21 protein-coding genes are annotated in these 26,093 nt (G+C 40.8%); 8 read left to right on the top strand and 13 right to left on the bottom strand.

What is annotated here, in order from left to right:
• The first annotated feature begins 462 nt into the window (after positions 1 to 462).
• Complete coding sequence (locus HMPREF9455_RS00840) at positions 463 to 891, top strand: DUF3788 family protein (RefSeq protein WP_006797663.1); 429 nt, start codon at positions 463 to 465, stop codon at positions 889 to 891.
• A 19-nt stretch (positions 892 to 910) separates the two neighbouring features.
• Here HMPREF9455_RS00840 and HMPREF9455_RS00845 read toward each other — a convergent pair whose 3' ends face one another.
• From HMPREF9455_RS00845 to HMPREF9455_RS00870, 6 genes are all read right to left on the bottom strand, one after another.
• Positions 911 to 2,824, bottom strand: a complete 1,914-nt coding sequence (locus tag HMPREF9455_RS00845) for a RecQ family ATP-dependent DNA helicase (RefSeq protein WP_006797664.1) — start codon at positions 2,822 to 2,824, stop codon at positions 911 to 913.
• 80 nt (positions 2,825 to 2,904) lie between these two features.
• On the bottom strand, positions 2,905 to 3,702 hold the full coding sequence (locus HMPREF9455_RS00850; RefSeq protein ID WP_006797665.1) for an MBL fold metallo-hydrolase: 798 nt from the start codon (positions 3,700 to 3,702) through the stop codon (positions 2,905 to 2,907).
• Between the two features lie 11 nt (positions 3,703 to 3,713).
• A complete protein-coding gene (gene recJ / locus HMPREF9455_RS00855; protein WP_006797666.1) occupies positions 3,714 to 5,450 on the bottom strand; it encodes a single-stranded-DNA-specific exonuclease RecJ in 1,737 nt (578 codons plus the stop codon).
• Positions 5,451 to 5,779: 329 nt separating this feature from the next.
• A complete protein-coding gene (locus tag HMPREF9455_RS00860) occupies positions 5,780 to 6,502 on the bottom strand; it encodes an MBL fold metallo-hydrolase (protein ID WP_006797667.1) in 723 nt (240 codons plus the stop codon).
• Complete coding sequence (locus HMPREF9455_RS00865) at positions 6,499 to 7,806, bottom strand: hypothetical protein (protein WP_006797668.1); 1,308 nt, start codon at positions 7,804 to 7,806, stop codon at positions 6,499 to 6,501. Before HMPREF9455_RS00865 ends, HMPREF9455_RS00860 begins: the two co-directional genes overlap by 4 nt.
• Positions 7,807 to 7,919: 113 nt before the next feature.
• Positions 7,920 to 9,371 (bottom strand): amino acid permease, encoded by a 1,452-nt coding sequence (locus HMPREF9455_RS00870; protein WP_044215384.1) that lies wholly within the window; start codon positions 9,369 to 9,371, stop codon positions 7,920 to 7,922.
• Positions 9,372 to 9,871: 500 nt separating this feature from the next.
• On the opposite strand from HMPREF9455_RS00870, the gene HMPREF9455_RS00875 reads away from it, so the two are divergent.
• Positions 9,872 to 11,290 carry a Gfo/Idh/MocA family oxidoreductase gene (locus tag HMPREF9455_RS00875; protein WP_006797670.1) on the top strand — a complete coding sequence of 473 codons (1,419 nt, stop codon included), beginning with the start codon at positions 9,872 to 9,874 and terminating at the stop codon, positions 11,288 to 11,290.
• 76 nt (positions 11,291 to 11,366) lie between these two features.
• On the top strand, positions 11,367 to 12,719 hold the full coding sequence (locus HMPREF9455_RS00880) for a 3-keto-disaccharide hydrolase (protein ID WP_006797671.1): 1,353 nt from the start codon (positions 11,367 to 11,369) through the stop codon (positions 12,717 to 12,719).
• 65 nt (positions 12,720 to 12,784) lie between these two features.
• On the opposite strand, the gene proC is transcribed toward HMPREF9455_RS00880, so the two are convergent.
• Positions 12,785 to 13,570, bottom strand: coding sequence for a pyrroline-5-carboxylate reductase (gene proC / locus HMPREF9455_RS00885; RefSeq protein ID WP_006797672.1), 786 nt, complete (start codon positions 13,568 to 13,570; stop codon positions 12,785 to 12,787).
• Positions 13,571 to 13,697: 127 nt separating this feature from the next.
• Complete coding sequence (locus tag HMPREF9455_RS00890) at positions 13,698 to 14,063, bottom strand: DUF488 domain-containing protein (protein WP_006797673.1); 366 nt, start codon at positions 14,061 to 14,063, stop codon at positions 13,698 to 13,700.
• 188 nt (positions 14,064 to 14,251) lie between these two features.
• On the opposite strand from HMPREF9455_RS00890, the gene HMPREF9455_RS00895 reads away from it, so the two are divergent.
• The 5 genes from HMPREF9455_RS00895 to HMPREF9455_RS00915 all read left to right on the top strand — a co-directional run bounded on the left by HMPREF9455_RS00895 (position 14,252) and on the right by HMPREF9455_RS00915 (position 20,569).
• A complete protein-coding gene (locus tag HMPREF9455_RS00895; RefSeq protein ID WP_006797674.1) occupies positions 14,252 to 15,712 on the top strand; it encodes an amino acid permease in 1,461 nt (486 codons plus the stop codon).
• 655 nt (positions 15,713 to 16,367) lie between these two features.
• A complete protein-coding gene (locus HMPREF9455_RS00900) occupies positions 16,368 to 17,714 on the top strand; it encodes a hemolysin family protein (protein ID WP_006797675.1) in 1,347 nt (448 codons plus the stop codon).
• 13 nt (positions 17,715 to 17,727) lie between these two features.
• Positions 17,728 to 18,858 carry a tRNA guanosine(34) transglycosylase Tgt gene (gene tgt / locus HMPREF9455_RS00905; RefSeq protein WP_044215385.1) on the top strand — a complete coding sequence of 377 codons (1,131 nt, stop codon included), beginning with the start codon at positions 17,728 to 17,730 and terminating at the stop codon, positions 18,856 to 18,858.
• Between the two features lie 73 nt (positions 18,859 to 18,931).
• Positions 18,932 to 20,029, top strand: a complete 1,098-nt coding sequence (locus HMPREF9455_RS00910) for an LptF/LptG family permease (RefSeq protein ID WP_006797677.1) — start codon at positions 18,932 to 18,934, stop codon at positions 20,027 to 20,029.
• 18 nt (positions 20,030 to 20,047) lie between these two features.
• A complete protein-coding gene (locus tag HMPREF9455_RS00915; protein WP_006797678.1) occupies positions 20,048 to 20,569 on the top strand; it encodes a KdsC family phosphatase in 522 nt (173 codons plus the stop codon).
• Positions 20,570 to 20,584: 15 nt separating this feature from the next.
• Here the strand turns inward: HMPREF9455_RS00915 and HMPREF9455_RS00920 are convergent, their stop codons facing one another.
• The 5 genes from HMPREF9455_RS00920 to topA are packed head-to-tail and all read right to left on the bottom strand — an operon-like array spanning position 20,585 to position 26,007.
• A complete protein-coding gene (locus HMPREF9455_RS00920; protein WP_006797679.1) occupies positions 20,585 to 21,343 on the bottom strand; it encodes a Rossmann-like and DUF2520 domain-containing protein in 759 nt (252 codons plus the stop codon).
• A complete protein-coding gene (locus HMPREF9455_RS00925; RefSeq protein ID WP_006797680.1) occupies positions 21,343 to 21,681 on the bottom strand; it encodes a LiaF transmembrane domain-containing protein in 339 nt (112 codons plus the stop codon). The genes HMPREF9455_RS00920 and HMPREF9455_RS00925 overlap by 1 nt, the downstream gene beginning before the upstream one ends.
• Positions 21,682 to 21,685: 4 nt before the next feature.
• Positions 21,686 to 22,234 (bottom strand): nitroreductase family protein, encoded by a 549-nt coding sequence (locus tag HMPREF9455_RS00930; RefSeq protein WP_006797681.1) that lies wholly within the window; start codon positions 22,232 to 22,234, stop codon positions 21,686 to 21,688.
• A gap of 14 nt (positions 22,235 to 22,248) precedes the next feature.
• The gene (locus HMPREF9455_RS00935; RefSeq protein WP_006797682.1) at positions 22,249 to 23,628 is read right to left on the bottom strand and encodes a sugar transferase; all 1,380 of its coding nucleotides are present in this window, start codon (positions 23,626 to 23,628) and stop codon (positions 22,249 to 22,251) included.
• A 45-nt stretch (positions 23,629 to 23,673) separates the two neighbouring features.
• Positions 23,674 to 26,007: a type I DNA topoisomerase gene (gene topA, locus HMPREF9455_RS00940; protein ID WP_006797683.1), complete on the bottom strand. Its 2,334-nt coding sequence runs from the start codon at positions 26,005 to 26,007 to the stop codon at positions 23,674 to 23,676.
• Positions 26,008 to 26,093 lie beyond the last annotated feature (86 nt).

The following is a 26,093-nucleotide window of genomic DNA, read 5'->3' on the forward strand; positions in this document are numbered from 1 at the left end:
TGCCCAAATAATAGACAGGTATGCGACCTTAGCTCTATTAGTTATACTTTTTATGGATAATTCCTATCCTTGTTTACATTTGATGCTTTAGCTTATTTCTTGCTGCACTCTCTAAGGCTTGCTCTCACTTTTAGTATTGCCTAAAAGTAAGCAAAAAGCTATCGCCTCATATCTTTATAGACAAGGTACCTGTCAGAAGGGCTAGAGTAAAAGGTGAAAACATATTCGATCATATAAACCCTTGTCCCTTGCCCTTGTAGGGAAGATACAAAGAGGGTACTAGTTCGTAAATTAAACTAATAGCTAACAGCGTTTTTCACTATAGATAAATGAGTTGGAGTTGGAAACCGATAACAATAAAGATTAAGATATATGGATTTACTTAATAGCAGTAATCAAAATTGTGAAAATCAGAAAAGAATGTATCTTTGTTAACAATAATAATTAACCCATCACAAAACCATGGAAGCAGAAATGTTATTGAGAGATCCGGATATTTTCCCGTCCGAAAAAGTGCTGCAGAACGCGTTGGGAGAAAGTGTGCACAATGTGCTGGCTTCTTTTCTTGAAACGATTACAAATGAAGAATATGCGCTGTCTATTGAATGGCGGTACTATAATGATGGGAAAGCATGGCTAGGCAAAGTGCTTTATAAGAAGAAAACGGTACTGTGGCTTTCGGTCTGGGATGGACTATTCAAAACATCTTTCTTTTTTACGGAGAAACACCTCGAAAAGATTGCCGCTCTGGACATCGCCAAGACTATTAAAGATGAATTTGCAGGGGCTAAACCGGTAGGTCGCCTGCTCCCAATGATTTTTGATGTAAGTAATCAGGAACAAGTAAAAGATCTGCTAACAGTCGTTCGTTTTAAAAAGAGCTTGGTCTGATCTCGTATCAAAACACTTCTCACTTTTCACTTTTAGTTTTTAACTTTATCTTACCTGATTGCATTTCAAGAACTCCCCTATCCGTCATAAAACGGATGGCTCCGGTTACATCCTGCAACCGGTAATCAGGCAATGCACCTGTTACATCATCTACGGATCGCTCCCCGTCCTTGAGCAACGCTTTTATATCCAATGATATTTTATTGAACTTTACATTCGTCATTCCCGAATCGTTCTTTGCCAGGCAAACATCACATTGCCCGCAATCACTGATATCTTTCTCATTGAAGTAAGACAACAAAATACGGCTGCGACACATCTCTTCCTGCTCTGCATAGTGGCTCATAGCCAGTATCCGCTTTTCGAAACGATCCTTACGGTCTTCGTTTACAAGACGTGGTATAATCAGGTATTTCTTATCCACCCGCTGACGGGTGTATGCTATCAGAGGCGTCTTTTTATGCGGGATATAATCGATGACATTGCGCTTATCCAGCATTTTCAGCATTTCATAGACAGCTTTCCGGCTTTTGTCTGTCTTCAGGCCTATTTCGGCCTCGTTAATGGTTACATAATTGGTAAATAAGCCTGTGTAAAGGCGGAGGATAGTATTTATGAGTTGCTCATATTCCCGCTCGAAATCGTAATGATACAGATCATCCCTGTAAACTGTAAACATCAGCCGCGAACGGTTATCTATCTCGTCGGTATACTCGATATAGCCTGCCAGATCCAATATCCTGAGTGCATTATGAGTAGGCAGAAGAGGATATTTGTAAGTAGCGCAGAACTGCTGTATATTAAAATCATATACCATACCCACCCCGAAGCCTTCAGCCACCTGAAAAAAGTAAGCGAGCGAATCATATACCTGAGAGATAAATTCCCGTTCGGGAAACTCGTCCCTGATACGCTTTTTCAATTTAACACTATCATTCTTATGGTATAAGATGACTGCAAAAGCCTTTTCCCCGTCGCGTCCCGCGCGCCCTGCTTCCTGAAAGTATTCTTCCACCGAATTGGGCAGGTCGGTATGCACTACCAGCCGCACATCTGGCTTATCTATTCCCATACCGAATGCATTGGTACAAACAATAATGCGCTTTTCGTTATTCTTCCAGCAGCCCTGCTTCCGTGATTTATCCTCACTGCTCAGTCCGGCATGATAAAAATCGGCGGAAAAACCTTGTTGTATAAGGAAATCCGACATCTCCTTCGTCTTCTGACGGCTGCGCACATAGATGATGGTGGAACCCTTTATTTTCTCAAGCAAGCGGACAAGTTCCTCCGGCTTATTTTCCGTATTACGGACAATATAGGCCAGATTTTTACGCTCAAAGCTTTTCCTGAAGACATTCTTTTCACGGAAGTGCAATTGTTCCTGAATATCATCTATCACCTCCGGGGTAGCTGTCGCGGTGAGAGCCAGAACAGGCACATCGGGCAGATGCTCACGAATAGCCGATATCTTGAGATAGGACGGACGGAAATCATATCCCCACTGGGATATGCAATGCGATTCGTCAACAACCAGCAGACAAACATTCATATCGCGAAGTTTACTCAGGAATAGTTGAGTAGCCAGTCGTTCGGGTGATACATAGAGGAATTTATAATCACCGAAGATGGCGTTTTCAAGCGTAGTGATAATCTCCTGCCGGGTCATCCCCGAATATACGGCCAATGATTTTATATTCCTCTGACGCAGGTTATCCACCTGATCTTTCATCAGAGCGATAAGCGGAGTGACAACAAGACAAAGACCTTCCATTGCCATCGCAGGCACCTGAAAGGTCAGTGATTTTCCTCCGCCTGTGGGCATCAGCCCCAGCGTATCTTTTCCCTGGCTGACGGAATGAATAATATCTTCCTGTAAAGGGCGAAACTCGCCGTAACCCCAATACTGTTTGAGTATTTTGTGATAGAGATCCATTCTCAATTAGCAAATTAGCAGATTAGCAAATTCGGAAATGAATTGATATTTGCTAATTTGCTAATTTTCAAATTTACTAATTAATTTTTCATCGGACGTACTTCTATCTTAATATCGGTACCATCCAAGGCTTTACCTATTTTCTCCTGATCGAATTCCGACATATGATACGGATAGAGCACTTTCGGCATCACCTTTTTAGCCGCATCCACAAACATGTCGTCTGTCATTGTATATGGCAGGTTCTTAGGCATGAAAGCAATATCGATGGTACCTTTCAGTTTATCCATCTCCGGAATATTTTCGGTATCCCCGGCAACATATACTTTTTTATCGCCAAACGTAAAAATATAACCATTGCCCCGTCCTTTAGGATGGTATGCTTCTCCGTCAGGCTTCTTATTTACAGCATTATAAGCCGGAACGATATCGATAGTTATTCCGCTCCATTCGGTCTTATCGCCATTATTTACCACATTGCCATATCCGAGTATACCATTGCATACCTTCGATACTATATAGTGCGTATCAGCCTTTTTAACTGCGTTGATGGCCGCTGTATCGAGGTGATCGCCATGCTCGTGCGTCAGGATAATCAGATCGGCCTTAGGCAATCTGGAATAATCTGCAACTTGAGAATAAGGATCTACCTGAATAACTTTTCTTACAAATTCAAACATAACCGAGCCATGACCTACCAGTGTTACTTTCAGCGGGCCTTTGCTCGTTTCGTAGCTGTCAGCTTTTATATATTCCGCCTGTTCCATACTCAATGTATCCGTAGCTTTATCTCCGGCATTTGCCGTAGTGGCCTTGTTACCGCAGGCAACGAAGGAAAATAAAGCGATTGTTAATGATAATACTAAAGATCTCTTCATATTCTTGTCATTTAGTGTGAATCCGAAAGCTGTCCTGTATCTATATCCTTGACATAGAGCTGAATATTCGTCTTGCCGTTGTGCGTATTTTCCTCCAGTGTATAGCAGATATCAAATGGCCTGCCATTTTTTACCATCTCACTATTGGCACTTTGCCGGAAAGCGATGCCATTCACCGGAATTGTAGTCGTTTTATCTATCATTTCCAGTTTCAGGTGTACATTATCTTTTCCCACGGGTTTACTTGTACCATAATCCTGTACATCCCATGTGACGAATATAGGGTTCAGGTTTTCCGGTCCAAAAGGCGCAAAACCGGCCAGGTCACTTATAAATTTCGGCGTAATCTCTTTAAATGAAAGTTCCGCATCTATACAAATCTGGGGACGCATCATTTCAGGCGCTATCATTTCAAGCGATAAAGCCTCAAAACGGCGCTGGAATTCAGCCAGATTCTCTTCTTTCAGCGATAAACCCGCGGCATAAGTATGTCCTCCGAAATTTTCCAGGATATCTTTACAGGCTTCTATGGCCTTGTATACATCGAAGCCCATTACCGAACGGGCAGACCCGGTGATCAGTCCCTGGGATTTGGTCAGCACCACCGCAGGGCGCAAATACTTCTCGGTAAGGCGCGACGCTACAATACCGATAACGCCTTTATGCCAAGTTTCATCATAGATCACCAGACTTTTCTTTTTCGACATATCTACCGTTCCGTCAATAAACTGTATCGCTTCGTCTGTTATCCGCTTATCCAGCTCGCGACGGTCGTCGTTATAATGGTCTATATTGGCGCTCTTCTCCCGTGCATCTTCTATCGTATTGGCCAGCAGCAAGTCTACGGCCTCTTTACCTTTCATCATCCGCCCCGAAGCATTGATACGGGGTCCTATCTTGAAAATAATATCATTCACGGTAATACCCTTGTAGGTAAGCCCGCAAATTTCGATTATTCCTTTCAAACCCAGGCTGGGGTTGGAATTAATCTGTTTTAAACCGAAATATGTCAACACCCGGTTTTCACCTGTGATGGGAACAATATCCGAAGCTACACTGACTGCAACTAAGTCGAGCAAATCTGTCAGCTCCGAAAAATCTATCTTATTATTCTGAGCGAGTGCCTGCACCAACTTAAAACCTACCCCGCATCCTGAAAGATGCTCGTATGGATATGTCGAGTCTATACGTTTGGCGTCAATAACAGCAACCGCGTCGGGAAGTATCTCGTCGGGCATATGGTGATCACCGATTATAAAATCAATCCCTTTGCTTTTGGCATAGGCGACTTTCTCAATGGCTTTAATGCCGCAATCAAGAGCGATAATAAGTTTTACACCCGTCTCTTCGGCGTAATCTATCCCTTGTTCCGATATTCCGTACCCTTCATCGTAGCGGTCGGGGATATAATAATCAAGGTTAGTTGTGAATTTCCGCAGAAATTTATACACAAGCGCGACGGCGGTTGTTCCGTCCACATCATAGTCACCGTATATCAATATACGCTGCTTTTGTCCCAACGCTTTCTCAATTCTCTTGATAGCTTTGTCCATATCGGGCAAAAGGAAAGGATCGTGTAAATCTTTCAGATTTGGATGAAAGAATTTATATGCATCTTCGGAAGATGATATTCCTCTCTGTATCAAGAGCTGACAAAGAACAGGGCTAATGCCTAATTTCTTAGCAAGATCATCTCTCTGCTCTTTTTGCTGGGTTGTTAGGGCTTCGTAATTCCATTTGTAAATCATTTTATATCGTTTTTTCTTTCTTCTGTCTCAACGAGGCTAATTAACATATTTCAAACATACACAAATGTTAATATGCTCTGAATATCAGCCTCGTATAGCGCCATTACAAGCAGTAAGGGTAGTTTGCTATCAATTTGTAAAGATAATATATATATGTGAAAACGCTGTTAGTGATTCTTATTTTTATTTTTTATTTTATTATAATAATCTATAATGAGGATGTGTTTATAGTCCGGTTCTATTACTTTTATAATAGATTTTTGATAAATAAAAAAGTCCTGTTTCCAGGACCTTAATGTGTATTGTGACCAACAAGTAGATTAATTTGTTCAGAATTCAATATCCTCGCCCCGTTGTTGCCACTGGACAGCCTTACTTCCCTTTGCTGCAGCGTAAGGGGCAAAAGCTGAGGCCTTGTCATAGGCTTCGCCGAAATGCATAGGAGCTATACTGTTTATTTGTATTGCATCTATAAATTGTTCAGCTCCCTTCATATAGTCTTTACCCAAGCGTGGGTCGATAGGGAACATCGCTATATCAATATGCTTTACATTGGCGGCAAGCAGGTTCAGTTCATCTTGATAGAAGGCTTCGGCCTCCCGTATTTCGTCTTCAGTGGACTCTTCATTCCAGTGCCAGTTGTTAAGGTCTCCGGCATGGAATATGGTCTTGTCCTTAATATGAATAAGATACGACACACCTAAGTCGGTAGAGCCGAATGCACGGATAATGACATTCTGGTCTTTATACACTTCCAGTTTGTCAAGGTATATGGCGTCATCTTCTTTGGCCATTTGATTGTCCAGGATGTCTTTCGAGAAGATGTATGTGATATCCTTCTTTATAGCTTTCCATTTCAGTATGTCGGGGTTGAAATGGTCGGCATGCGAATGAGTGGATAGCACATAAAGTCTGCCTTTATTTTTCAGGAATTTTTTATGTACGATGCCATCACGGAAATTGTCTTCAGAGTCTTTATAATAGTCTATAATGACTGTAAAGTCTTTTGCCTCAATAGCATATCCGCTATGGTAAATGTATGTAAGCTTCATTTTCTTTCTAATATATAATTGGTACCTGCTTTTTTAACAATATACTCGTCATTTAGTTCTAACAGCCAGCTTGGAGTTTTGATCAGGTTATCTTCTACCTGCATATTTCCGGCAGGGACGGTTACTTGTCTCCAGTTATTAGCTAAGAGGCATGCGCCCTTGGTAACGGTTAGTTTACCCCATTTGTCTATAACCCTGAAGTCATCCGGATATACAGTACCCTGTTCGCCCAATGATAATACATTGCTCGGATTGAAACCTATATTGGGTTGGGATAGTGGAAGTATAAGGATAGGCCTTTGAGTGAATATTTCCATATACAGAGATAGCAGTTGGTCTTTTTCCTCTTTTCGCTTTATCTCAAATTTATGAATGGCTTCATAGTCATACTCTTTCCTGATCTTTTCCTGTGTATTATTTATATCATCAGGAAGTTCTGTCTGATAAGCAGTTTGAAGTAACTTACCTAAGTCGCCATTGTATTTAATGCTTTTCCTCCATTCCATATTGGTCTTATCAAGCAGGTAACCGTAAATAAGACCTGAAAAATAGGCAAATGACCGAACATATGAAGGATTGTTCGAAATCCTTTCTTTCGAGAGCAGAACCTGCTGCTTCAGTGCATCTTCTGATGGAGCGCACAGCGTGTGGGCTGTATACTCAGGCAGCCCTTCATGCAATTCGAACAAGTTTTCATTGACGGCAGAGTTTTCATACAGGGAACGGCGATATGCTCTGAATATAAGTGCATCGTTTATGTATTTCCTGCAAAGAGCAGTATCATTGCCTTCGATGGCTTTTTCCAGAGCATTCCATTCCAATTTGAAGTATATCCTTGCCTGTATATCATCTGCATGGCTATTGTTGTAGCCTACGCCTTCCGGCAGGGATAGACCTAATTCCGGTTGACGGTAATGGAACATTTCGTGAATAATCAGTACCTTCCTGCTATATTCTTCATCGGTAAGAGGATATATAACCATTGTGAACTCTTTTCCGCCGAAGAGTGTCGTTGAATTGGCAATGATCTTATTTGCCGGGAATTTCCCCCGGTATATTTCTTCATCTTTCCAGAATAAGCCTTCATTATCCATTTCATTCGATACCACCTCCAATGTTTGAGGGTTTATAAACAGGGTGGGAGCATAGATTGGTATCCCCCATAATTTGCTACTGTCTCTGTCAGAGATGGCTTTCGCTTCTTTATAATATTGGCTTGCTTTGTCTCCCGGAATACTGTTTTGACTGATAATCAAACTAATGTTAATAAGGTTCAATAGCACAATTGTTGCTATAAGTTTCATAGAGATTCAATTTAATAAAGGTAGATAATAAACTTTACTAACTCAAATGTAAGGTATATGAAACCGGATACAAAGAGAGATAACACTGCGTAACACTTTGTAACACAATATGCTTATTTTTTATTCAGCTTGCTGTGTTTTATTCCGTAAGCAAAGTAGATAACAAAACCGATCAACATCCATATGATTAACCTTAACCATGTGTCTAAAGGCAAAGCGACCATTTGAGACAGGCAAATCAAAGCGCCCAGTATTGGAACTAAGGGTACCCATGGTGTTTTGAACGGGCGGTTAACATCAGGGCGGGTCTTGCGTAGTATCACAATAGAAATACATACAAGTGTAAATGCCATCAACGTTCCGATAGAGACAAGTTCTCCTAGTATATTGATAGGCAATAACCCTGCAATAAGACCTACAGCTATACTTGTTACAATGGTCGAATTATGAGGTGTATTGAATCTTGTATGTACTTTAGAGAAGAACTTCGGTAGTAGTCCGTCCCTCGATATTGTATAAAAGATACGCGATTGGGCCAGCATCATTACTAATATTACCGAACTTAAGCCGGCAATTGCTCCTATTTTGATAGGCATTCGTAACCAATGTAATCCTTCTCCTCCTTTATCTATTGCCAATGCAATAGGGGCGGGAACACTTAGCTCGGAATAATGTGTTATTCCTGTTAAAACGGCCGTTACCGCAATATACAGGATTGTACAAACAAGGAGGGAGATAAGGATACCTTTCGGCATATCCTTTTGTGGATCTTTTGCTTCCTGTGCTGTCGTAGATACGGCATCGAATCCGATATATGCAAAAAATATGACGGCTGCTCCGCGAAAAATACCGCTCCAGCCGAAATGTCCAAATTCACCTGTGTTTTGAGGAATGTATGGTGACCAGTTGCTTGTGTCTATATATGATAATCCGAAGCCGATGAAAAGTAGGATGACAACTACCTTTACCACAACTATGATATTATTTAATGTTGCCGATTGGCTTATACCTCTTATGAGCAATACCGACATAATGGCAACGATAAACATTGCAGGGAAGTTAATTATACTACCCGTTGTAAACCATCCATCGGCACTGGTGTGGTCGAAAGGCGCCATGCGAAGATTCTGGGGTATGTGTATCCCGAAGTCGTCAAGGAAACTTACAAAATATCCCGACCAGCCCACGGCCACAGTCCCAGCGGTGAACAGATATTCCAGAATCAAGTCCCAACCTATAAACCATGCGAAAAACTCGCCCAATGTAGAATAACTGTATGAATATGCGCTGCCGGCAACAGGAATCATAGAGGCGAATTCAGCATAGCAGAGTCCGGCCATAGCACAACCCAAAGCAGAAATGATAAAAGATATGGTAAGAGCAGGCCCTGCATAATTAGCGGCAGCTGTTCCCGTGAGAACAAAAATACCTGTACCTATAATTGCTCCTATACCTAATGCTACAAGGTGTCCGGTGGTCAGGGTTCTTTTCAACCCACCTTTCTCTTGAAGAGAATCCTGTAATAAGGTTGTTATATCTTTTTTTCGGAATAACTGATGTTTCATAGTTTTCATTATATATTTTATTTTCAAAAATAATACTTTTTGAAATATAAATCATTTATATAGTATCAAAATGATTTTATATGTTTTGTATTGTTGATAAAAATATTTTTTTTTAATCTTTTAAAGATATATTGTTTTGGAATATACCGGGTTTGTAGAATGTAAAATATGTTGTAAAACATATTCTGATTCAAGGTTATTTGTTTATATGGTTAATTTATTTTTATTCAGTTGTTTATGTGATTTTTAGTAGGGTGTGTGTTCGCACACATATTTTGAAGTTAGGTTATATATTAGTTATTTTGTTAAAGTTTTATCAAAGAACCTATTTAATTTAAGAAATTCGATATCTCATTCATCCGGATAATGTGAATTTTATTCACACAGAAAAAATATAAGAGATATGGTACAGTTAAGCTATGTATCAGGATAACAGGTGTATATGCTCAGATAACAGATGATATGATTTTAACTCTAATTTAAACTCAAAATACTAAATCATGGTAACACGCAGAAATTTTTTGAAAAGAGCCGCAGTAGCCTCAGCCGGGTTGGCTGTCGGTGGCATTGGTACAATGAATGCCGAGAGCTACAACCGGATTGTAGGGGCAAACAGGAAGGTTAATATCGCCTATATTGGTATTGGTAACAGGGGCGAACAGATTATTGGGGATTTTGAAAAAACGGGACTTGTCAATGTTGTTGCTCTTTGTGATGTGGATATGGGAGCAAAACAAACACAGAAAGTAATCGCTAAATATCCGAAGGCCAAACAATTTAAGGATTTCAGGGTAATGTTCGATAAAATAGGCAACGAGTTTGAAGCTGTTGCTATAGCTATACCCGATTTTGCACATTTTCCGGTAACGATGATGGCTATGGCGCATGGAAAGCATGTATATGTGGAAAAGCCTATGGCGCGCACATTCCTTGAGGCTGAACTGATGATGCAGGCAGCCCGTAAATACCCGAATGTAGTGACACAAGTGGGTAATCAGGGACATTCCGAAGCCAATTATTTTCAATTCAAAGCCTGGCAGGATGCAGGGATTATCAAAGATGTAACCTCCGTAGTTGCCCATATGAATAATCCACGCAGATGGCACGGATGGGATGTAAATATATATAAGTATCCCGAAGCGCAACCTATACCAAGTACATTGGACTGGATGACATGGCATTGTGCTGTTCCATATCATGAATACAGTGATAAATATCATAACGGAGAGTGGCGTTCATGGTACGATTTCGGGATGGGGGCACTGGGAGACTGGGGCGCACACATTCTCGATACGGTACATGAGTTTCTCGATTTAGGTTTACCTTACGAGATCAATCCAATAAAACTGACAGGACATAATGACTATTTCTTCCCTACAGACTCTACGATTCAGTTTAAATTTGGTCCGAGAGGAGAAATGCCGCCTTGCGACATTATGTGGTATGATGGAGTAAATAATCTTCCTCCAATACCGGAGGGATACGGAGAGTCGGCTCTAGATCCTAATATTCCGGCTTCCGGAGCAGGTGAAATCAAGAAAACAACGATTAATCCGGGTAAGATTATTTACAGTAAGGAATTAACCTTTAAAGGAGCATCTCACGGTAGTACGCTTTCTATTATTCCTGAGTCCAAGGCTAAGGATATGGCATCGAAACTTCCGGAAGTTCCAAAAAGCCCTTCAAATCATTTTGCTAACTTCTTGCTGGCTTGTACTGGAGTTGAGAAGACCCGTTCTCCTTTCGAGATACACGGCCCTCTCAGTCAGGTATTCTCTCTAGGTGTGATGGCACAGCGTTTAAATACAAAGTTCCATTTCGACAGCCGTACCAAGCAGATAACAAATAATGCTTTCGCTAACGCGATGCTTACCGGTATTCCTCCACGTAAGGGTTGGGAAGATTTTTATAAAATATAAATTATGAATTATAAGTTATGGGTTTCAGAAAATAGACTTATTTGAGCTCTTAACTTGTTGATTATATTAAATTAAGATGAACAAAAATATATTATTAGCCATTCTCCTTTTGTTTACAGCAGCAATATCCGCACAGGAGAAATGGGAACCATTATTTAATGGGAAGAATCTGAAAGGCTGGAAAAAGCTCAACGGGAAAGCTGAATATAAAGTTGTGGATGGTACTATTGTCGGTATCTCGAAGATGAATACCCCCAATACTTTTTTAGCTACAGAGAAGAACTATGGAGATTTTATCCTTGAGTTTGACTTCAAAGTAGATGACGGATTAAACTCCGGCGTGCAATTTCGTAGCCTGAGCCTTAAAGATTATCAGAATGGACGGGTACATGGCTACCAATTCGAAATAGATCCTGCCGCGCGTGCGTGGACAGGAGGTATTTATGATGAAGCGCGTCGCAACTGGCTTTATCCGATGACTGTAAACCCGCCGGCGCGGACAGCCTTTAAGAACGGTCAATGGAATAAAGCGAGAATAGAGGCTATCGGCAGTTCTATCCGCACATGGGTAAACGGTATTGCTTGCGCTAATATCTGGGACGATATGACGCTTGAGGGATTCATAGCATTACAGGTTCATGCTATAGGAGATAAAGCTCAGGAAGGAAAAACCGTGAGTTGGAAAGATATCCGCATTTGTACTACGGATGTAGAAAAATACAAGACTTCGGATGCTAATGATGCCCCTCAGGTCAATTGTATCGTAAATACAATTTCGCCTAAAGAAGCAAAAGAGGGCTGGGCTCTCTTATGGGACGGAAAAACCACGAACGGCTGGCGTGGAGCTAAAATCAGTAATTTCCCGGAAAAAGGCTGGGTTGTTGATAATGGTATATTGAAAGTATTGAAAAGTGGAGGTGGAGAATCCACTAATGGTGGAGATATCGTTACCACACGTAAATATAAAAACTTTATACTAAGTGTTGATTTTAAAATTACAGAAGGTGCTAATAGCGGTATTAAATACTTTGTGAATCCGGATCTGAATAAAGGTGAGGGATCTGCTATCGGTTGCGAATTTCAGATTCTAGATGATGACAAGCATCCTGATGCTAAATTGGGTGTAAGAGGAAACCGCAAACTGGGTTCTCTTTACGACCTCATTCCGGCGCCGGAGAATAAGCCTTTCAATAAGAAGGAATTCAATACAGCCGTTGTTGTGGTAAAGGGTAATAAAGTGGAGCACTGGCTGAATGGCGTGAAGATACTGGAGTATGAGCGTAATAACGATATGTGGAAGGCTTTGGTTAATTACAGTAAATACCGTGATTGGCCAAACTTTGGAAATACTGCCGAAGGTAACATTCTTTTACAGGATCATGGTGATGAAGTGTGGTTCAAGAATGTGAAGATCAAAGAATTGAAGTAATTTTGTTTTGAATAATAGAAAAGCCCGGATAGATTATATGTCCGGGCTTTTTGATTTATGTGTAATTACTTTATATTGCTTGCTTTTAATCCTTTAATGACAGCCGAAGTAAAGCCCGCATGCTCCATTTCGTTCAATCCTTTTATTGTGATTCCTCCGGCTGTAGTAACTTTGTCTATCTCCGCTTCGGGATGATTCCCATTAGCTTCTAGCAAGTCGATTGCCCCACGAAGTGTTTGCAAAACGGCATCTTTGGCCTGATCCGGATATACCCCCATTTCAATACCTCCTTCCATAGCTGCCCTGATATACCTGAATGCAAAGGCTATACCACACGATGTAAGCGAAGTTATAGCCGGAATAAGTTTCTCTTCCACAAATTCAACTTTACCAAGTTGAGAAAAGATGCGGAACACTTGTTCGCGTTGTTCCTTATCCGCATTCTGTGATGCAATATATGTCATGCTTTGGCGCACGGCTATAGCGGTGTTAGGTACAACACGGAATACAGGTTGACGCGGACTGGTCCATTCCTGTAGTTGAGCCAATGTAACAACAGCCGCAACAGATACGATTAACTGCTTAGGATTTTCCAATAAGGCCTTATGTGTTTTCAGTACTTCTTCTACCATCCACGGCTTAACAGCAATAATAAGAATATCTGCCGTAAGCAGTGAGGAGTAATCAGCTACTACAACATTTATATCTTCACTTACCTCCCTCAGCCGGGGTACATTCTTCCCTTTATGGTCGATAACGGTTATATCTTGAGGCTGTAGGCCTCCACTTACTGCTAAGCCACAGGCTATGGCTCCTCCCATGTTTCCGGCTCCGAGAATAGTTATTTTCATATGATCATTCTGTTTTAAAGGATGTATGGAAATTTGCATGACAAAACAATCCTGTATTTTGGTGAATTGCAATCCATGCTCATTTTCATATTAATCACTGTTTTGATAAAAACAAAGGTAGCAAAATTTACATTTTTCCGAGTACTTTCTCCAAATACGCTTTCAATATATTTGCATGATTATAGACCGGCTCTCGGGACGCGTATAACAGCGTAACAATATTATACGATTCTATTTTTTTTATAAAATCCTTTACTGCATCCGCCCCATCCAATTCTTTTTGGTACATAGCCACAAAATCATCCCACCTGTTTTTTATATCTTCATGAAACCATTTACGTAAATTAGGAGACGGGGTAATATCTTTTGCCCATAAGTCGTATTTCAGATGATCTTTTCTCATGCCTCTGGGCCACAGGCGATCGACCAGTACACGAAAACCATCATCATTTTCAGGATCTTCATAAACCCTTTTCAATTTTATCTCTGTCATATGCTGTGAAGTTCTAATATTATAACCTATTAATTTTAGAACAATAGAATATCTTTTTTGTTTGATAAGAATCATCCAGATGCAATCCTGGTACTTAATTTATCTCAAAATATTTCTTTTTTTTCTAATAAATAAACAGATGGTAGATAATTATTACATTTTACTTACTTTTGTGCAAACTTTAGTTTATGATAGAACGGCTTTTCAAGAAAAAAGATATATCGGCAATACTTAGTGAACCTACAGAAACTAAGGGAGGGCTAAAAAGAAGCCTTTCGGCAACAAATCTCGTAACTCTGGGGATTGGTGCAATAGTAGGAACCGGGATTTTCGTTATCACCGGACAAGCTGCAGCTATGTACGCCGGACCTGCACTGACGATCTCATTTGTTATTTCGGCTCTCGGTTGCATTATGGCTGGCCTGTGTTATGCGGAATTTGCCGCCATGATACCCGTATCGGGCGGAGTATATTCATACAGCTATACGACAATGGGTGAAATTTTGGCATGGTTTGTAGGCTGGATATTGATTCTTGAGTATCTTTTCGCCTGCTCAAGTGTCGCTGTAGGATGGTCGGGCTATATGCTAAGTTTACTCGACGGATGGGGTATCGATTTCCCTGACCAGATCGCCGGTGCCACATTCGACCATCTGAAAGACGGGAGCTGGGTATGGACAGGGCGTATCATCAATTTTCCTGCGGCATTTATCGTAGCCATAGTATCCGCTTTTCTGATCGGAGGTATCAAACAGTCAGCATTCGTTAATAACATCATCGTTGTTATCAAAGTTAGCGTAATCCTTCTGTTTATCGGGTTTGGCCTTTCGTATATAGACACAAGCAACTGGACACCATATATACCTGAAAATACGGGAGATTATGGAAATTTCGGATGGACGGGTATTCTCAGAGGTGCGGCAGTGGTATTCTATGCGTATCTGGGATTCGACGCTCTGTCTACCGCCGCAGGAGAGGCAAAAAATCCTCAGAAGGATATGCCAAAGGGCATCTTGTTCTCACTACTTATATGCGCGTTACTATACATAGCCGTAACTACAGTGTTGACAGGAATAGTCAATTATAAAGACTTGAATGTAGACGCACCAATAGCACTTGCTATAGACCGTACCGGCGAAAGCTTAGCCTGGTTAAGCCCCCTTATCAAACTCGGAGCGATCGCAGGGCTTAGTTCGGTAATCCTGGTTATGATGCTAGGACAATCGCGGATATACTATTCTATTTCTAAAGACGGGCTGTTGCCGAAGGTGTTTTCGAAAGTAAACGATAAACATGGAGTTCCTCATAATGCAACTATTTTTGCCAGTATCGTTACAGCGTTGATAGCCGGACTCTTTCCACTCCATGTTCTCAGTGAGCTTGTATCCATAGGTACCCTGATGGCCTTTACTATTGTCTGTATTTCTATAGTTATACTGCGTAAAACGCAACCCGACCTCAAGCGTCCGTTCAAAACGCCTCTTGTGCCATTCATCCCTTTGGCTGGAGCTGCGATCTGTATTGTACAAATGCTGTCTCTGCCATGGAGTACCTGGGAACGGCTTATCGGCTGGACCGTGATAGGGTTTGTCATTTATTTTACATATGGGATAAAGCATAGTAAACTGAATGGTATTAATAAGAAATAATTAATTGTTCAACTATATTAGGCGTTTTTCGTGACTCGGCATAACCAAAATAAATTTTGCTTCTGCTCTCGCTACTTAAAACGTCCGTTTTTTATTGACTACACTTCGTTTCGTCTGAATGTTCATTTTGGCATTGCCCAAAACGAACCAAAAGGCTAGCGCTTCGTTCCTCGGCGACCCAAAACCGCAGCTTCGGTGGAGCAAAATAATACAGAATCATCTTTAGCCGGATTATCAGCCCAGTATAGCAGCTACCGTATTTTGCTCTACACCTCCGCTTTACGAATTGGGTGCCCCGCCTGCGTCACTAATGCGCAAGGGCTGACGCCATAGTAGGACAAAGCCCTTAAATCAAATATGCGTCGGCCTTGTCGTGCGTCTAAGCATTTTTGATTACTTCTTTTGCTTAGAAAAAAAGTAATACAAGCAATCTTTGATTGCGCATAGCTGAAAAAAACGAACATTAAAACATAACTACAGATTTGAATTTATAACTGATTTCTGTAACTTTCCTTGCTTCTTAACAATATATGGTTAAGAAATATGAAGTGCTCCATTTAATATTTATTTATATTTTCACCGTTGTTTAATTCGTTTTTTGTTAAACGAATACACAATTATATTATCTTTGCACTATTATCATTCATATTAGAATATGGACATTTTCATATCAATTTTAATTACTCTTTTATTCGTATTTCTTAATGGTTTTTTTGTTGCGGCAGAATTCGCAATAGTAAAAGTTCGGTCTTCCCAACTTGAATTGAAAGCTCAGGCAGGCAGTCGTGCCGCCGCCCTTTCAAAAAAAATAGTCACACATCTCGATTCCTATCTGGCTGCTACCCAGTTTGGTATTACCATTGCCAGCCTTGCTTTAGGTTGGATCGGTGAGCCTGTGGTATCCAAGATAATCAAAGAAATAATCGGACTGTTCAATATTGAACTTGCCCCGTCTGTACTCTCTACAGTATCGCTGATTACCGCGTTCATTATAATCACTATATTGCATATCGTACTAGGAGAATTAGCTCCTAAATCATTAGCTATCCAGCGTTCGGAACAGACGACACTTGCCGTCGCGTATCCTCTGCATGGTTTCTATTGGATTTGCCGTCCGTTTATTTGGTTACTGAATGGTATTGCCAATCTTGTACTCAAGATGGTTGGACTGCATACTGTTTCGGAACAAGAAGTATATAGCAGCGACGAGTTGCGATATCTGGTAGATCAGGCAAAGGAAAGCGGGAAGGTAGACAGTACCGAATTTGATATTATCCAGAACGCATTTGACTTCTCGGAACGTACGGCGCGCCAGATAATGGTTCCGCGTACGCAGGTGGTATCTATAGACGTGAACGATTACGATGAAAAGACATTGGAATTTGTGATAGAGGAAGGATATTCCCGTATTCCGTGTTACGAGGATAATATAGATAATACCATTGGGGTAGTCCATCTGAAAGATATATTGAAAAAAATGCGCATTAGTAGCGGTAATGTGAACATTCGTTCTATTATAAGGCCGGTTTCATTTACACCCGAGACAAAGCGTATTGGTCAGCTATTGAAAGAGTTTCAGGTAAAACATCAGCAAATAGCGATGGTGCTGAACGAATATGGCGGAGTAGAGGGCGTTATCACTATGGAGGATATACTCGAAGAACTTGTCGGGGAAATACAGGATGAGTATGATAATGAAATCCCGTTTGTAGAGCAAACAGGGGAAAATACATATTCGGTAATAGCCACGGCTGCCATATCCGATATTAATGATGAACTTCCGCATCCGATAGATAAAGATAAGCAATACGATACACTTGCCGGATATCTTATTGATAAATTTGGGCGTATTCCTAATACACATGATAAGCTGGAAGCAGAAGATTACCAGTTTACGGTAATAAAGAAAAATAAAACATCGATTGTTGTGGTTCAGCTAAAAGACTTGGTAGCAGAAGAGGAAGCAGATGATGCTGAACAATCAAAGACCACTCAAATCTGATCAGAACGGAATAATGGATTTTAAACTTCAATATACTGACGGGCAAACCAAAGCCAGAGCAGGACTTATAACAACCGATCACGGACAGATAGAGACACCTATTTTTATGCCGGTGGGTACTCAGGGGGCGGTGAAAGCCGTACATATGACCGAATTGAAAAATGATATCGAAGCGCAGATAATTCTGGGGAATACGTATCATCTGTATCTGCGTCCGGGATTGGAAATACTTAAACAGGCAGGTGGTTTGCATAAGTTTAACAGCTGGGACAAACCTATACTGACCGACAGCGGAGGGTTTCAGGTATTCTCTTTAGCCGAAAACCGGAAACTGACAGAAGAAGGCGCCATATTCCGGTCTCATATCGATGGTTCGAAACATTTTTTTACACCCGAATCCGTTATGGATATTCAGAGAGTAATAGGGGCGGACATTATTATGGCTTTCGATGAATGTACGCCGGGAGATGCCGATTATGCATATGCAAAAAAGTCTCTTGACTTGACAGAACGGTGGCTCGACCGCTGCTTTACCCGGTTTAACGGCACTGAATGTGAATACGGGTATAAGCAGGCCTTATTTCCTATTGTGCAGGGATGTGTCTATCCTGACTTACGCCGAAGAGCCGCAGAAAATGTAGCCTCGAAAGGTGCGGACGGGAATGCGATCGGAGGATTGGCTGTGGGCGAACCTACCGAAAAAATGTACGAGATGATTGAGGTGGTAAACGAAATACTTCCGGCCGGTAAACCCCGTTATCTGATGGGAGTGGGTACTCCGGCAAATATACTGGAAGCCATTGAGCGGGGTGTGGATATGTTCGATTGTATTATGCCTACCCGTAATGGTCGCAACGGGCAACTGTTTACCCGTAACGGTATAATGAATATGCGTAACAAGAAGTGGGCAAACGATTTTTCTCCGATCGAAGAAAATGGAGCGTCATTTGTTGATACTTTATATACAAAAGCATATCTTCGTCATCTGTTTATTACCAATGAAATATTGGGATTACAGATAGCTTCTATACATAATCTGGCTTTTTATCTGCAACTGGTCAAAGATGCACGTGAGCATATTATTGCAGGAGATTTCTCCGGTTGGAAGAGAGAAATGGTAGAGAATGTTTCAAGAAGGATATAAATAATTAATTAAGAATTAAGAATTAAGAATAACTTGTCGACTTGTAACCGCCCATAGGGCAAAGTGATTGAAAATGAAAATACTTTCGATACTCGACAGATATATTATTAAGAAGTTTCTGGGGACTTATATATTCTCCATTATTCTTATTATATCTATTGCTGTCGTATTCGATATAAATGAAAAGCTGGATAAGTTTCTGGATAAAAAGGCTCCGCTGACAGCGATAATATTTGATTATTACGTCAACTTTGTGCCCTATTATACAAACCTGTTTAGTGCTTTGTTTGTATTTATAGCCGTTATATTTTTTACATCGAAACTGGCAGATAATTCTGAGATTATCGCCATGTTATCGAATGGGATGAGCTTTAAACGGCTGATGAAGCCATATATGATATCGGCGGGAATAATTGCGGTCTTTTCATTTGTTCTCAGTAGTTTTATAATCCCTCCTGCCAATGTGACCCGTATCAAGTTTCAGAACAAGTATGTCAGGGACAAGAGCGTGGAATATGCTTCAGGTATTCAGCTTCAAGTGGATAAAGGTGTTATTTTATATATAGAGCGATTCGATAATAAGACGAAGGAAGGATATAACCTGTCTCTCGATAAAATTGAAGATAAGGAACTTAAATCGCGTTTGACAGCTCAACGTATAAAATACGACAGTGCATATCACTGGGAACTGTATAACTATAAGATACGTGAATTGCAGGGAATGAGAGAGGTTATCAGCAACGGAGATAAAATAGATACGACATTGAATGTTGTGCCCAGCGATTTCCTCATATCTGTAAACGATTTTGAGCAAATGACCACCCCTGTATTATATAAATATATACAGAGGCAAAGAGATAAAGGTATTGCAACTGTGGGCGATGTGAGTATTACTCAATTCGAGATTGAATTTCACAAACGCTTCGCTTCTGTATTCTCTGCGTTTATCCTCACTATTATAGGAGCTTCTTTGTCGGCCCGTAAAGTAAAAGGTGGTATGGGGCTGAATATAGGTATAGGATTAGGACTTAGTGTATCATACATTATGTTCCAAACGGTTAGTTCCTCATTTGCTGTATCGGGGACTATGCCGGCATGGCTTGCTGTGTGGATTCCGAATCTGGTATTTATGGCAATAGCCGCGTATCTATACTCCAGGGCTCCGAATTAAGAGTTAAAATTTATACATATGAGTACTGTAAATTATGACCTTAGTAAGATTAAGGCATTTATATTTGATGTAGACGGGGTTTTGTCCCCCGATTCTATTCCTTTGTCTTCTGAGGGAGAGCCGATGCGTATGGTGAATATAAAAGACGGGTATGCTATAAACCTTGCTGTTAAACATGGATATGGTGTAGCAATCATTACAGGAGGCGATACGGAGGCTGTAAGACTGCGTTTCTCTCGCTTGGGGATAAAAGATATCTATATGAAGTCGAAGATTAAAATACACGACTTTAACGACTATATTCAGAGGACAGGATATAAGCCGGAAGAGATTATGTATGCCGGTGACGATATACCTGATTATCATGTAATGCAATCGGTAGGATTGCCTGTTGCCCCAGCTGATGCAGCACATGAAATAAGAAACATAGCCCGGTATATTTCACATTGCAAAGGTGGGCATGGAGTCGCCCGTGATATAATAGAGCAGGTAATGAAAGTACATGGTAAATGGATGAGTGAGGAAGCTTTCGGCTGGTAGTAGTATATTTACCGATTAGCTCATTCTGTGAATATTTTCGCTTATCAGCTTATATATTTCCTTTATCTTCTCATCTTCTATCATTTCCATATGCTTGTCAATGATGTTCTTGTCGTAACGGATGGCGGGGCCGGTTTGTGCTTCACCGGGAGTTAATGAATGTACCTTCGATGCGGTTTCATCTATAAGAGGTAAGGCTACCTCAAAGGGAAGATTCGCTTTCTTCAGGAATAGTTCGGACAGAGCGTACATATGATTGGTGAAGTTGCACGCAAATACGCCGGTCAGGTGTATATATTTCCTGTCTTTGGAGGATAGTTCAGATACTTTACCCGATAGTTGGCTGGCGATAGCGTGTAATATATTCAGACTTTTTGTATCGGATGCTTCTACAAAAACAGGAATATCAGCCCATTCTATAATTCTGTCTTTACTGAATGTCTGAAATGGATAGATTACTCCATAGCTACCTGCGTATTTACTGAATATATCTAAAGGTACGCTTCCCGCGGTATGAATCCATATGCCATCGTTTTTGGGTAATTGAGAAGCTATACTGTCCAGTACAGAATCTTTTACCGAAAAGATATACAAATCGGCATCATTGATTACCGAAGCGATGTCTGTAGTAGGGACAGCATGTACCTGTTCAGCTAAGACGGATGCAGCCTCCAAAGTACGACTGTATATCTGTATGATATCAAAGGATCTTCTATACAGTTCCCTAGCCAGATGGGTAGCCACATTTCCGGCACCTATGAATACAATTCTCATCAGTTTTTCTTTGCGGTCAGTACCATTGCTACACCTGCTATAATCAGGCCTAATGGGACTATCAGATTGGAATAATTACTCAGCCAGCCGAAGAACAAGTCGGCATTAAGTATGATGCCTATTCCCAGAAATATCCAGCCAAGCATCTTTTTTGGTTGTGTAATAAGAAAGACGATTCCTCCTATAAGGAAGAATACACCGACGCTGATAAGTTTTTGTCCGTAAGGTATCTGCCTGAGAAACCCTAGCTTGTCTAATAAGAATAATACACCGAAGATAAGGATGGTTATTCCGTAAGATAGACGGTCGTTGGATGCTTTATTCGAACTTGTTGCCATAATTTTATTCGGCTAATTGGTCTATATTAAATTTACCGATATGTATCTTCTCCCACTGCAGCTTCTCTTCATCGAAAGGCGGACGCTCCTGAGCTTTATGTCCTATTGCTATTACAGATAAGACTTGGAGTTGCATCGGGATGTCGAATAGTTCCCTGATATATTCATCAGATGGAGTATCACTCATCGTATATCGTTCGCGTACCTGTACCCAGCAACTGCCCAGGCCTAAGTCTTCAACTTGTAACTGTACCATGATGGATGCTATAGAAGAGTCTTCTATCCATACATCGCTGGTCAGAGGGTCGGCTAGTACGACAATGGCCAAAGCACATCCGGCAATTAATCTGCTACTCGATTTTTTGCAATACGACAGCTTATCCAGCATTTCCTTATCTTCTATCAAAAGGAATTGCCACGGATTGGCACTTTTAGAAGAAGGAGACATCAATACAGCCTTCATTATCGTTTCCACCTGTTCCGGGCTAAGCGGCTCATCCGTAAATTTACGAGTGCTGCGCCGGCTTATTATTAATTGTTGAAAATCAGTCATAAGAGAATATGTATTTAGCGTCTGGTAAGATGTTCTATCTCATCACCGAGTTCTTCTACACTTTTAACTCCTTCCGTACTATTGCTACGGAGTAATATATTCAGTGTCTGCATGATTAACTTTATGTCGAGAGCCAGAGAATAACCATTGATATACAACAAGTCATATTTTAATTTGTCTCTTACGGAAGTATTATATTTTCCCTGAACCTGAGCCAACCCTGTCAGTCCGGCCTTTACTCTGTGGCGGAGCTTATATTCAGGCATTTCTTCACAAAACTGTTCAACGAAAAACGGACGTTCGGGACGTGGGCCAACAATACTCATATCCCCGATAAGGATGTTAAATATCTGAGGAATTTCGTCCAGGCGTGTCGCTCTCAGTATATGACCCAGTCTGGTAATGCGTTTATCTACTTCCTGAGCTAATACAGGACCGGAAATGGCTTCGGCATTCTCAACCATTGTCCTGAATTTGTATATTTTGAATACCTTATTGTCACGGGTAATCCTTTCCTGTACATAAAAAGCCGTACCTCCTCCTATTTTCAGAGCCAGATAAACAAATACAAACGGGATGAAGAATATAACGAGTGCCATACTTCCTAAAAGAACATCGATGATCCTTTTAGTTGTTTCACTTCCTTGCGAAAGACCGAATTCTCTGACATCTAATACAGGAGAATCGTCTATTTGAAGGAAATTGGCGTTAAATTGGAGAATCTCCAGATTTTTTGGCTGATAGAGAACCGTATGGTTATTTTCAACACAGTAAAGTATTATTTCCTGCTTCAATGATTCTTCTACGTCTTCTGTAATGAATGTAATATCACATTCGTCAATCAGTTCATACACTTTAGGATATGCCGGCGAACAGACATGCTTGATCTGAGACCACATTCCTCTCGATTCCAGTAGTTTATAGGCGAGTGCCTGAGACTTTTCATAACCAATGACGAGTACCGATTTTCCCTTGTTTACCCGGAAATACATACGGCTGGCAAATAGATGCCAGAAGGTTATGACTACAAGCTGAAAGATGGTACCAGCCAAAAGTATACTTCGGGGAAATGCAAATTCCCGGATAAAGAAGCTGATAGCCATTGTTGTAAATAAAAGCGATCCTACTGCCAATACAACAGTGTAGCCAACTCCAAAAAGAGTAAAGTCTTTTGGCTTGTCAAGTTCGAATATGTGGCTTAGAATAAGATAGCTAATGATAATGAAAGGTATACTCGCCTTAAAAGCATTGTAGTTGAGCGTAAAATTATCCAAAGCATCTTTGAATAGATAAAAGGCTAAGATGTATGAGCCGTAAATCACAGCCAAATCTATCAGGGGGATTATAATCCTATATCCCCTATACCCGAATATCTTTTCTAAGATCTTATTCATTCAATGTATTTTAATAATCTTAAGAACAAACAGGGTTATTACCGCTTATTTCTTTTTCGCTTTTCCTTTGGTCTTGGCAGATTTTTCTTCAGTAGAATTTACGATCTTCATTGATGCTTCAAAGTCCAGGCTCTCAGGTGCTGTACCTTTCGGTATCTTGAAATTGCTTTTCTTATATGCTATATAAGGGCCATAACGACCATTCAGTATTTGCAGGTCGGTATCTTCTGTAAAGGTCTTAATAACCTTTTCTGCATCCTTTTTCCGTTTGTCGGTAATCAGGGGAATTGCCATATCAATATCTACTTCGAAAGGATCATAACCTTTAGGCAGCGATATAAACTTGCCATCATGCTTGATATACGGGCCGAACCGGCCTGTACCGACACTAACGTCTTTACCTTCGAATTCACCTATTGAACGGGGAAGTTCGAATAATCTCAAGGCTTCTTCGAGCGTAATAGAGGCTATCGACTGAGTCTTTTGCAATCCTGCAAAAAGAGGTTTGTCTGTGTCTTCCTGCACACCGATCTGTGCCATAGGCCCAAACCGGCCTATCTTTACAGAAACCTGACGGCCCGATTTAGGATCGATACCCAGTATGCGCTCTCCAATTTTATGATCGGTTTGCATATTGGTTGCCGATTCTACGACCGGATGAAATACCTTGTAGAACTTATCTATCAGCTTAGTCCAGTTTTCTTCTCCTTCAGCCACCTGGTCAAACTCTTTTTCCACATTGGCAGTAAAATTATAATCCAGTATGTCAGGAAAGTATTCTGTAAGGAAGTCATTGACAACCATACCTGTATCGGTTGGAATCAACTTTCCTTTGTCTGTTCCTGTTATTTCGGTTTTTTGGGAATCTGCTACTTTATCTTTTTTCAGTGTCAATATGTTGTATTGACGTTCGGTACCTTCTATATTTGATTTTTCTACATATTCGCGGTTCTGGATTGTCGAGATCGTCGGCGCATATGTGGATGGGCGTCCGATACCAAGTTCTTCCAATTTACGAACCAATGAGGCCTCGCTGTAACGGCTGGGACGCTGTGTGAAACGTTCTGTGGCAACACTTTCCTTCATATCCATTGCTTCCTGAGGTTTTACAGGAGGCAACAAGCTGCTTTCGCTATCAATGTTTTCATCGTCTGTCCCCTCAAGGTATACATGCAGGAATCCGTCGAATTTGATGACTTCGCCGACAGCCGAGAATTTAAGCTCTTTATTATTGGATATGCCTATTGTAATAGTTGTTTTTTCCAATTCTGCGTCTGCCATCTGAGATGCGATAGTACGTTTCCAAATGAGGTCGTATAGTTTCTTTTCCTGTGCTGTGCCGGATACTGTATGTTCTGACATATATGTCGGGCGAATGGCCTCGTGGGCCTCTTGGGCACCTTTACTCTTAGTAGAGAACTGACGTACTTTGGAATATTGCTTTCCGTAAACGGATTCTATTTCGTTTTTTGTTGTATTTATGGCCAGCCCCGATAGGTTTACCGAGTCGGTACGCATATAGGTGATCTTTCCCGATTCGTATAGCTTCTGGGCAACCATCATCGTTAATGATACCGGAAAACCCAGTTTGCGGGATGCTTCCTGCTGTAAAGTTGATGTAGTAAACGGTGCTGCCGGTGATTTCTTCATCGGTTTTGTTTCCACGTCCTCTACTTTAAAGCTGGCTTCTTTTAGTTTCTCAAGAAAGTCAAGTGCTTCTTTTTTTGTTTTCAGGCGTTTGCTTAATTCTGTCTTTATTTCTGTTTCTGTTCCGTTTTCTTTTTTCACGAATACAGCCGTAACACGATAAGATGCTTCACTTTGAAAAGCCTGTATCTCACGTTCCCGTTCTACGATAAGTCTCACAGCTACAGATTGTACCCGTCCTGCCGATAAGGCAGGTTTTACTTTGCGCCAAAGTACAGGGGACAATTCGAAGCCTACAATGCGGTCGAGCACCCGGCGCGCTTGTTGCGCGTCTACAAGATTTATATCTATCTGTCGGGGATTTTCTATAGCATGTAGGATTGCATCCTTGGTTATTTCGTGGAATGCGATTCTTTTTGTTTTCTTTTCATCAAGCTTCAATGTTTTGAACAAATGCCAGGATATAGCTTCTCCCTCCCGGTCTTCATCGGAAGCCAGCCATACTATATCGGCTTCTTTGGCAGCCTTTTTTAGTTCATCTACCACCTTCTTCTTGTCACCCGGAACTTCGTATAAAGGTGTATAGCCGTTCTCCAAGTCTATCCCCAAGTCTTTCTTCTTCAGGTCTCTGATATGTCCATAACTGGACATAACTTTAAAATCTTTGCCCAGAAACTTTTCTATGGTCTTGGCTTTAGCAGGAGACTCAACAATTACTAAATTTTTTTGCATATATTAAGGCTTATCTTGTATTATCAGGATGAATTAAATTATACCTATTCAGAAAGTTATTTTTTCTAATTGAACCGCAAAAGTAA

Origin of the sequence: Dysgonomonas gadei ATCC BAA-286 (assembly GCF_000213555.1) — a bacterium.
GTDB lineage: Bacteria > Bacteroidota > Bacteroidia > Bacteroidales > Dysgonomonadaceae > Dysgonomonas > Dysgonomonas gadei.

Bases quoted from the DNA above. Each gene is read 5' to 3' on its own strand.
- HMPREF9455_RS00840 (WP_006797663.1), top strand. From the start codon at position 463: ATGGAAGCAGAAATGTTATTGAGAGATCCGGATATTTTCCCGTCCGAA.
- HMPREF9455_RS00845 (WP_006797664.1), bottom strand. From the start codon at position 2,824: ATGGATCTCTATCACAAAATACTCAAACAGTATTGGGGTTACGGCGAG.
- HMPREF9455_RS00850 (WP_006797665.1), bottom strand. From the start codon at position 3,702: ATGAAGAGATCTTTAGTATTATCATTAACAATCGCTTTATTTTCCTTC.
- recJ (WP_006797666.1), bottom strand. From the start codon at position 5,450: ATGATTTACAAATGGAATTACGAAGCCCTAACAACCCAGCAAAAAGAG.
- HMPREF9455_RS00860 (WP_006797667.1), bottom strand. From the start codon at position 6,502: ATGAAGCTTACATACATTTACCATAGCGGATATGCTATTGAGGCAAAA.
- HMPREF9455_RS00865 (WP_006797668.1), bottom strand. From the start codon at position 7,806: ATGAAACTTATAGCAACAATTGTGCTATTGAACCTTATTAACATTAGT.
- HMPREF9455_RS00870 (WP_044215384.1), bottom strand. From the start codon at position 9,371: ATGAAACATCAGTTATTCCGAAAAAAAGATATAACAACCTTATTACAG.
- HMPREF9455_RS00875 (WP_006797670.1), top strand. From the start codon at position 9,872: ATGGTAACACGCAGAAATTTTTTGAAAAGAGCCGCAGTAGCCTCAGCC.
- HMPREF9455_RS00880 (WP_006797671.1), top strand. From the start codon at position 11,367: ATGAACAAAAATATATTATTAGCCATTCTCCTTTTGTTTACAGCAGCA.
- proC (WP_006797672.1), bottom strand. From the start codon at position 13,570: ATGAAAATAACTATTCTCGGAGCCGGAAACATGGGAGGAGCCATAGCC.
- HMPREF9455_RS00890 (WP_006797673.1), bottom strand. From the start codon at position 14,063: ATGACAGAGATAAAATTGAAAAGGGTTTATGAAGATCCTGAAAATGAT.
- HMPREF9455_RS00895 (WP_006797674.1), top strand. From the start codon at position 14,252: ATGATAGAACGGCTTTTCAAGAAAAAAGATATATCGGCAATACTTAGT.
- HMPREF9455_RS00900 (WP_006797675.1), top strand. From the start codon at position 16,368: ATGGACATTTTCATATCAATTTTAATTACTCTTTTATTCGTATTTCTT.
- tgt (WP_044215385.1), top strand. From the start codon at position 17,728: ATGGATTTTAAACTTCAATATACTGACGGGCAAACCAAAGCCAGAGCA.
- HMPREF9455_RS00910 (WP_006797677.1), top strand. From the start codon at position 18,932: ATGAAAATACTTTCGATACTCGACAGATATATTATTAAGAAGTTTCTG.
- HMPREF9455_RS00915 (WP_006797678.1), top strand. From the start codon at position 20,048: ATGAGTACTGTAAATTATGACCTTAGTAAGATTAAGGCATTTATATTT.
- HMPREF9455_RS00920 (WP_006797679.1), bottom strand. From the start codon at position 21,343: ATGAGAATTGTATTCATAGGTGCCGGAAATGTGGCTACCCATCTGGCT.
- HMPREF9455_RS00925 (WP_006797680.1), bottom strand. From the start codon at position 21,681: ATGGCAACAAGTTCGAATAAAGCATCCAACGACCGTCTATCTTACGGA.
- HMPREF9455_RS00930 (WP_006797681.1), bottom strand. From the start codon at position 22,234: ATGACTGATTTTCAACAATTAATAATAAGCCGGCGCAGCACTCGTAAA.
- HMPREF9455_RS00935 (WP_006797682.1), bottom strand. From the start codon at position 23,628: ATGAATAAGATCTTAGAAAAGATATTCGGGTATAGGGGATATAGGATT.
- topA (WP_006797683.1), bottom strand. From the start codon at position 26,007: ATGCAAAAAAATTTAGTAATTGTTGAGTCTCCTGCTAAAGCCAAGACC.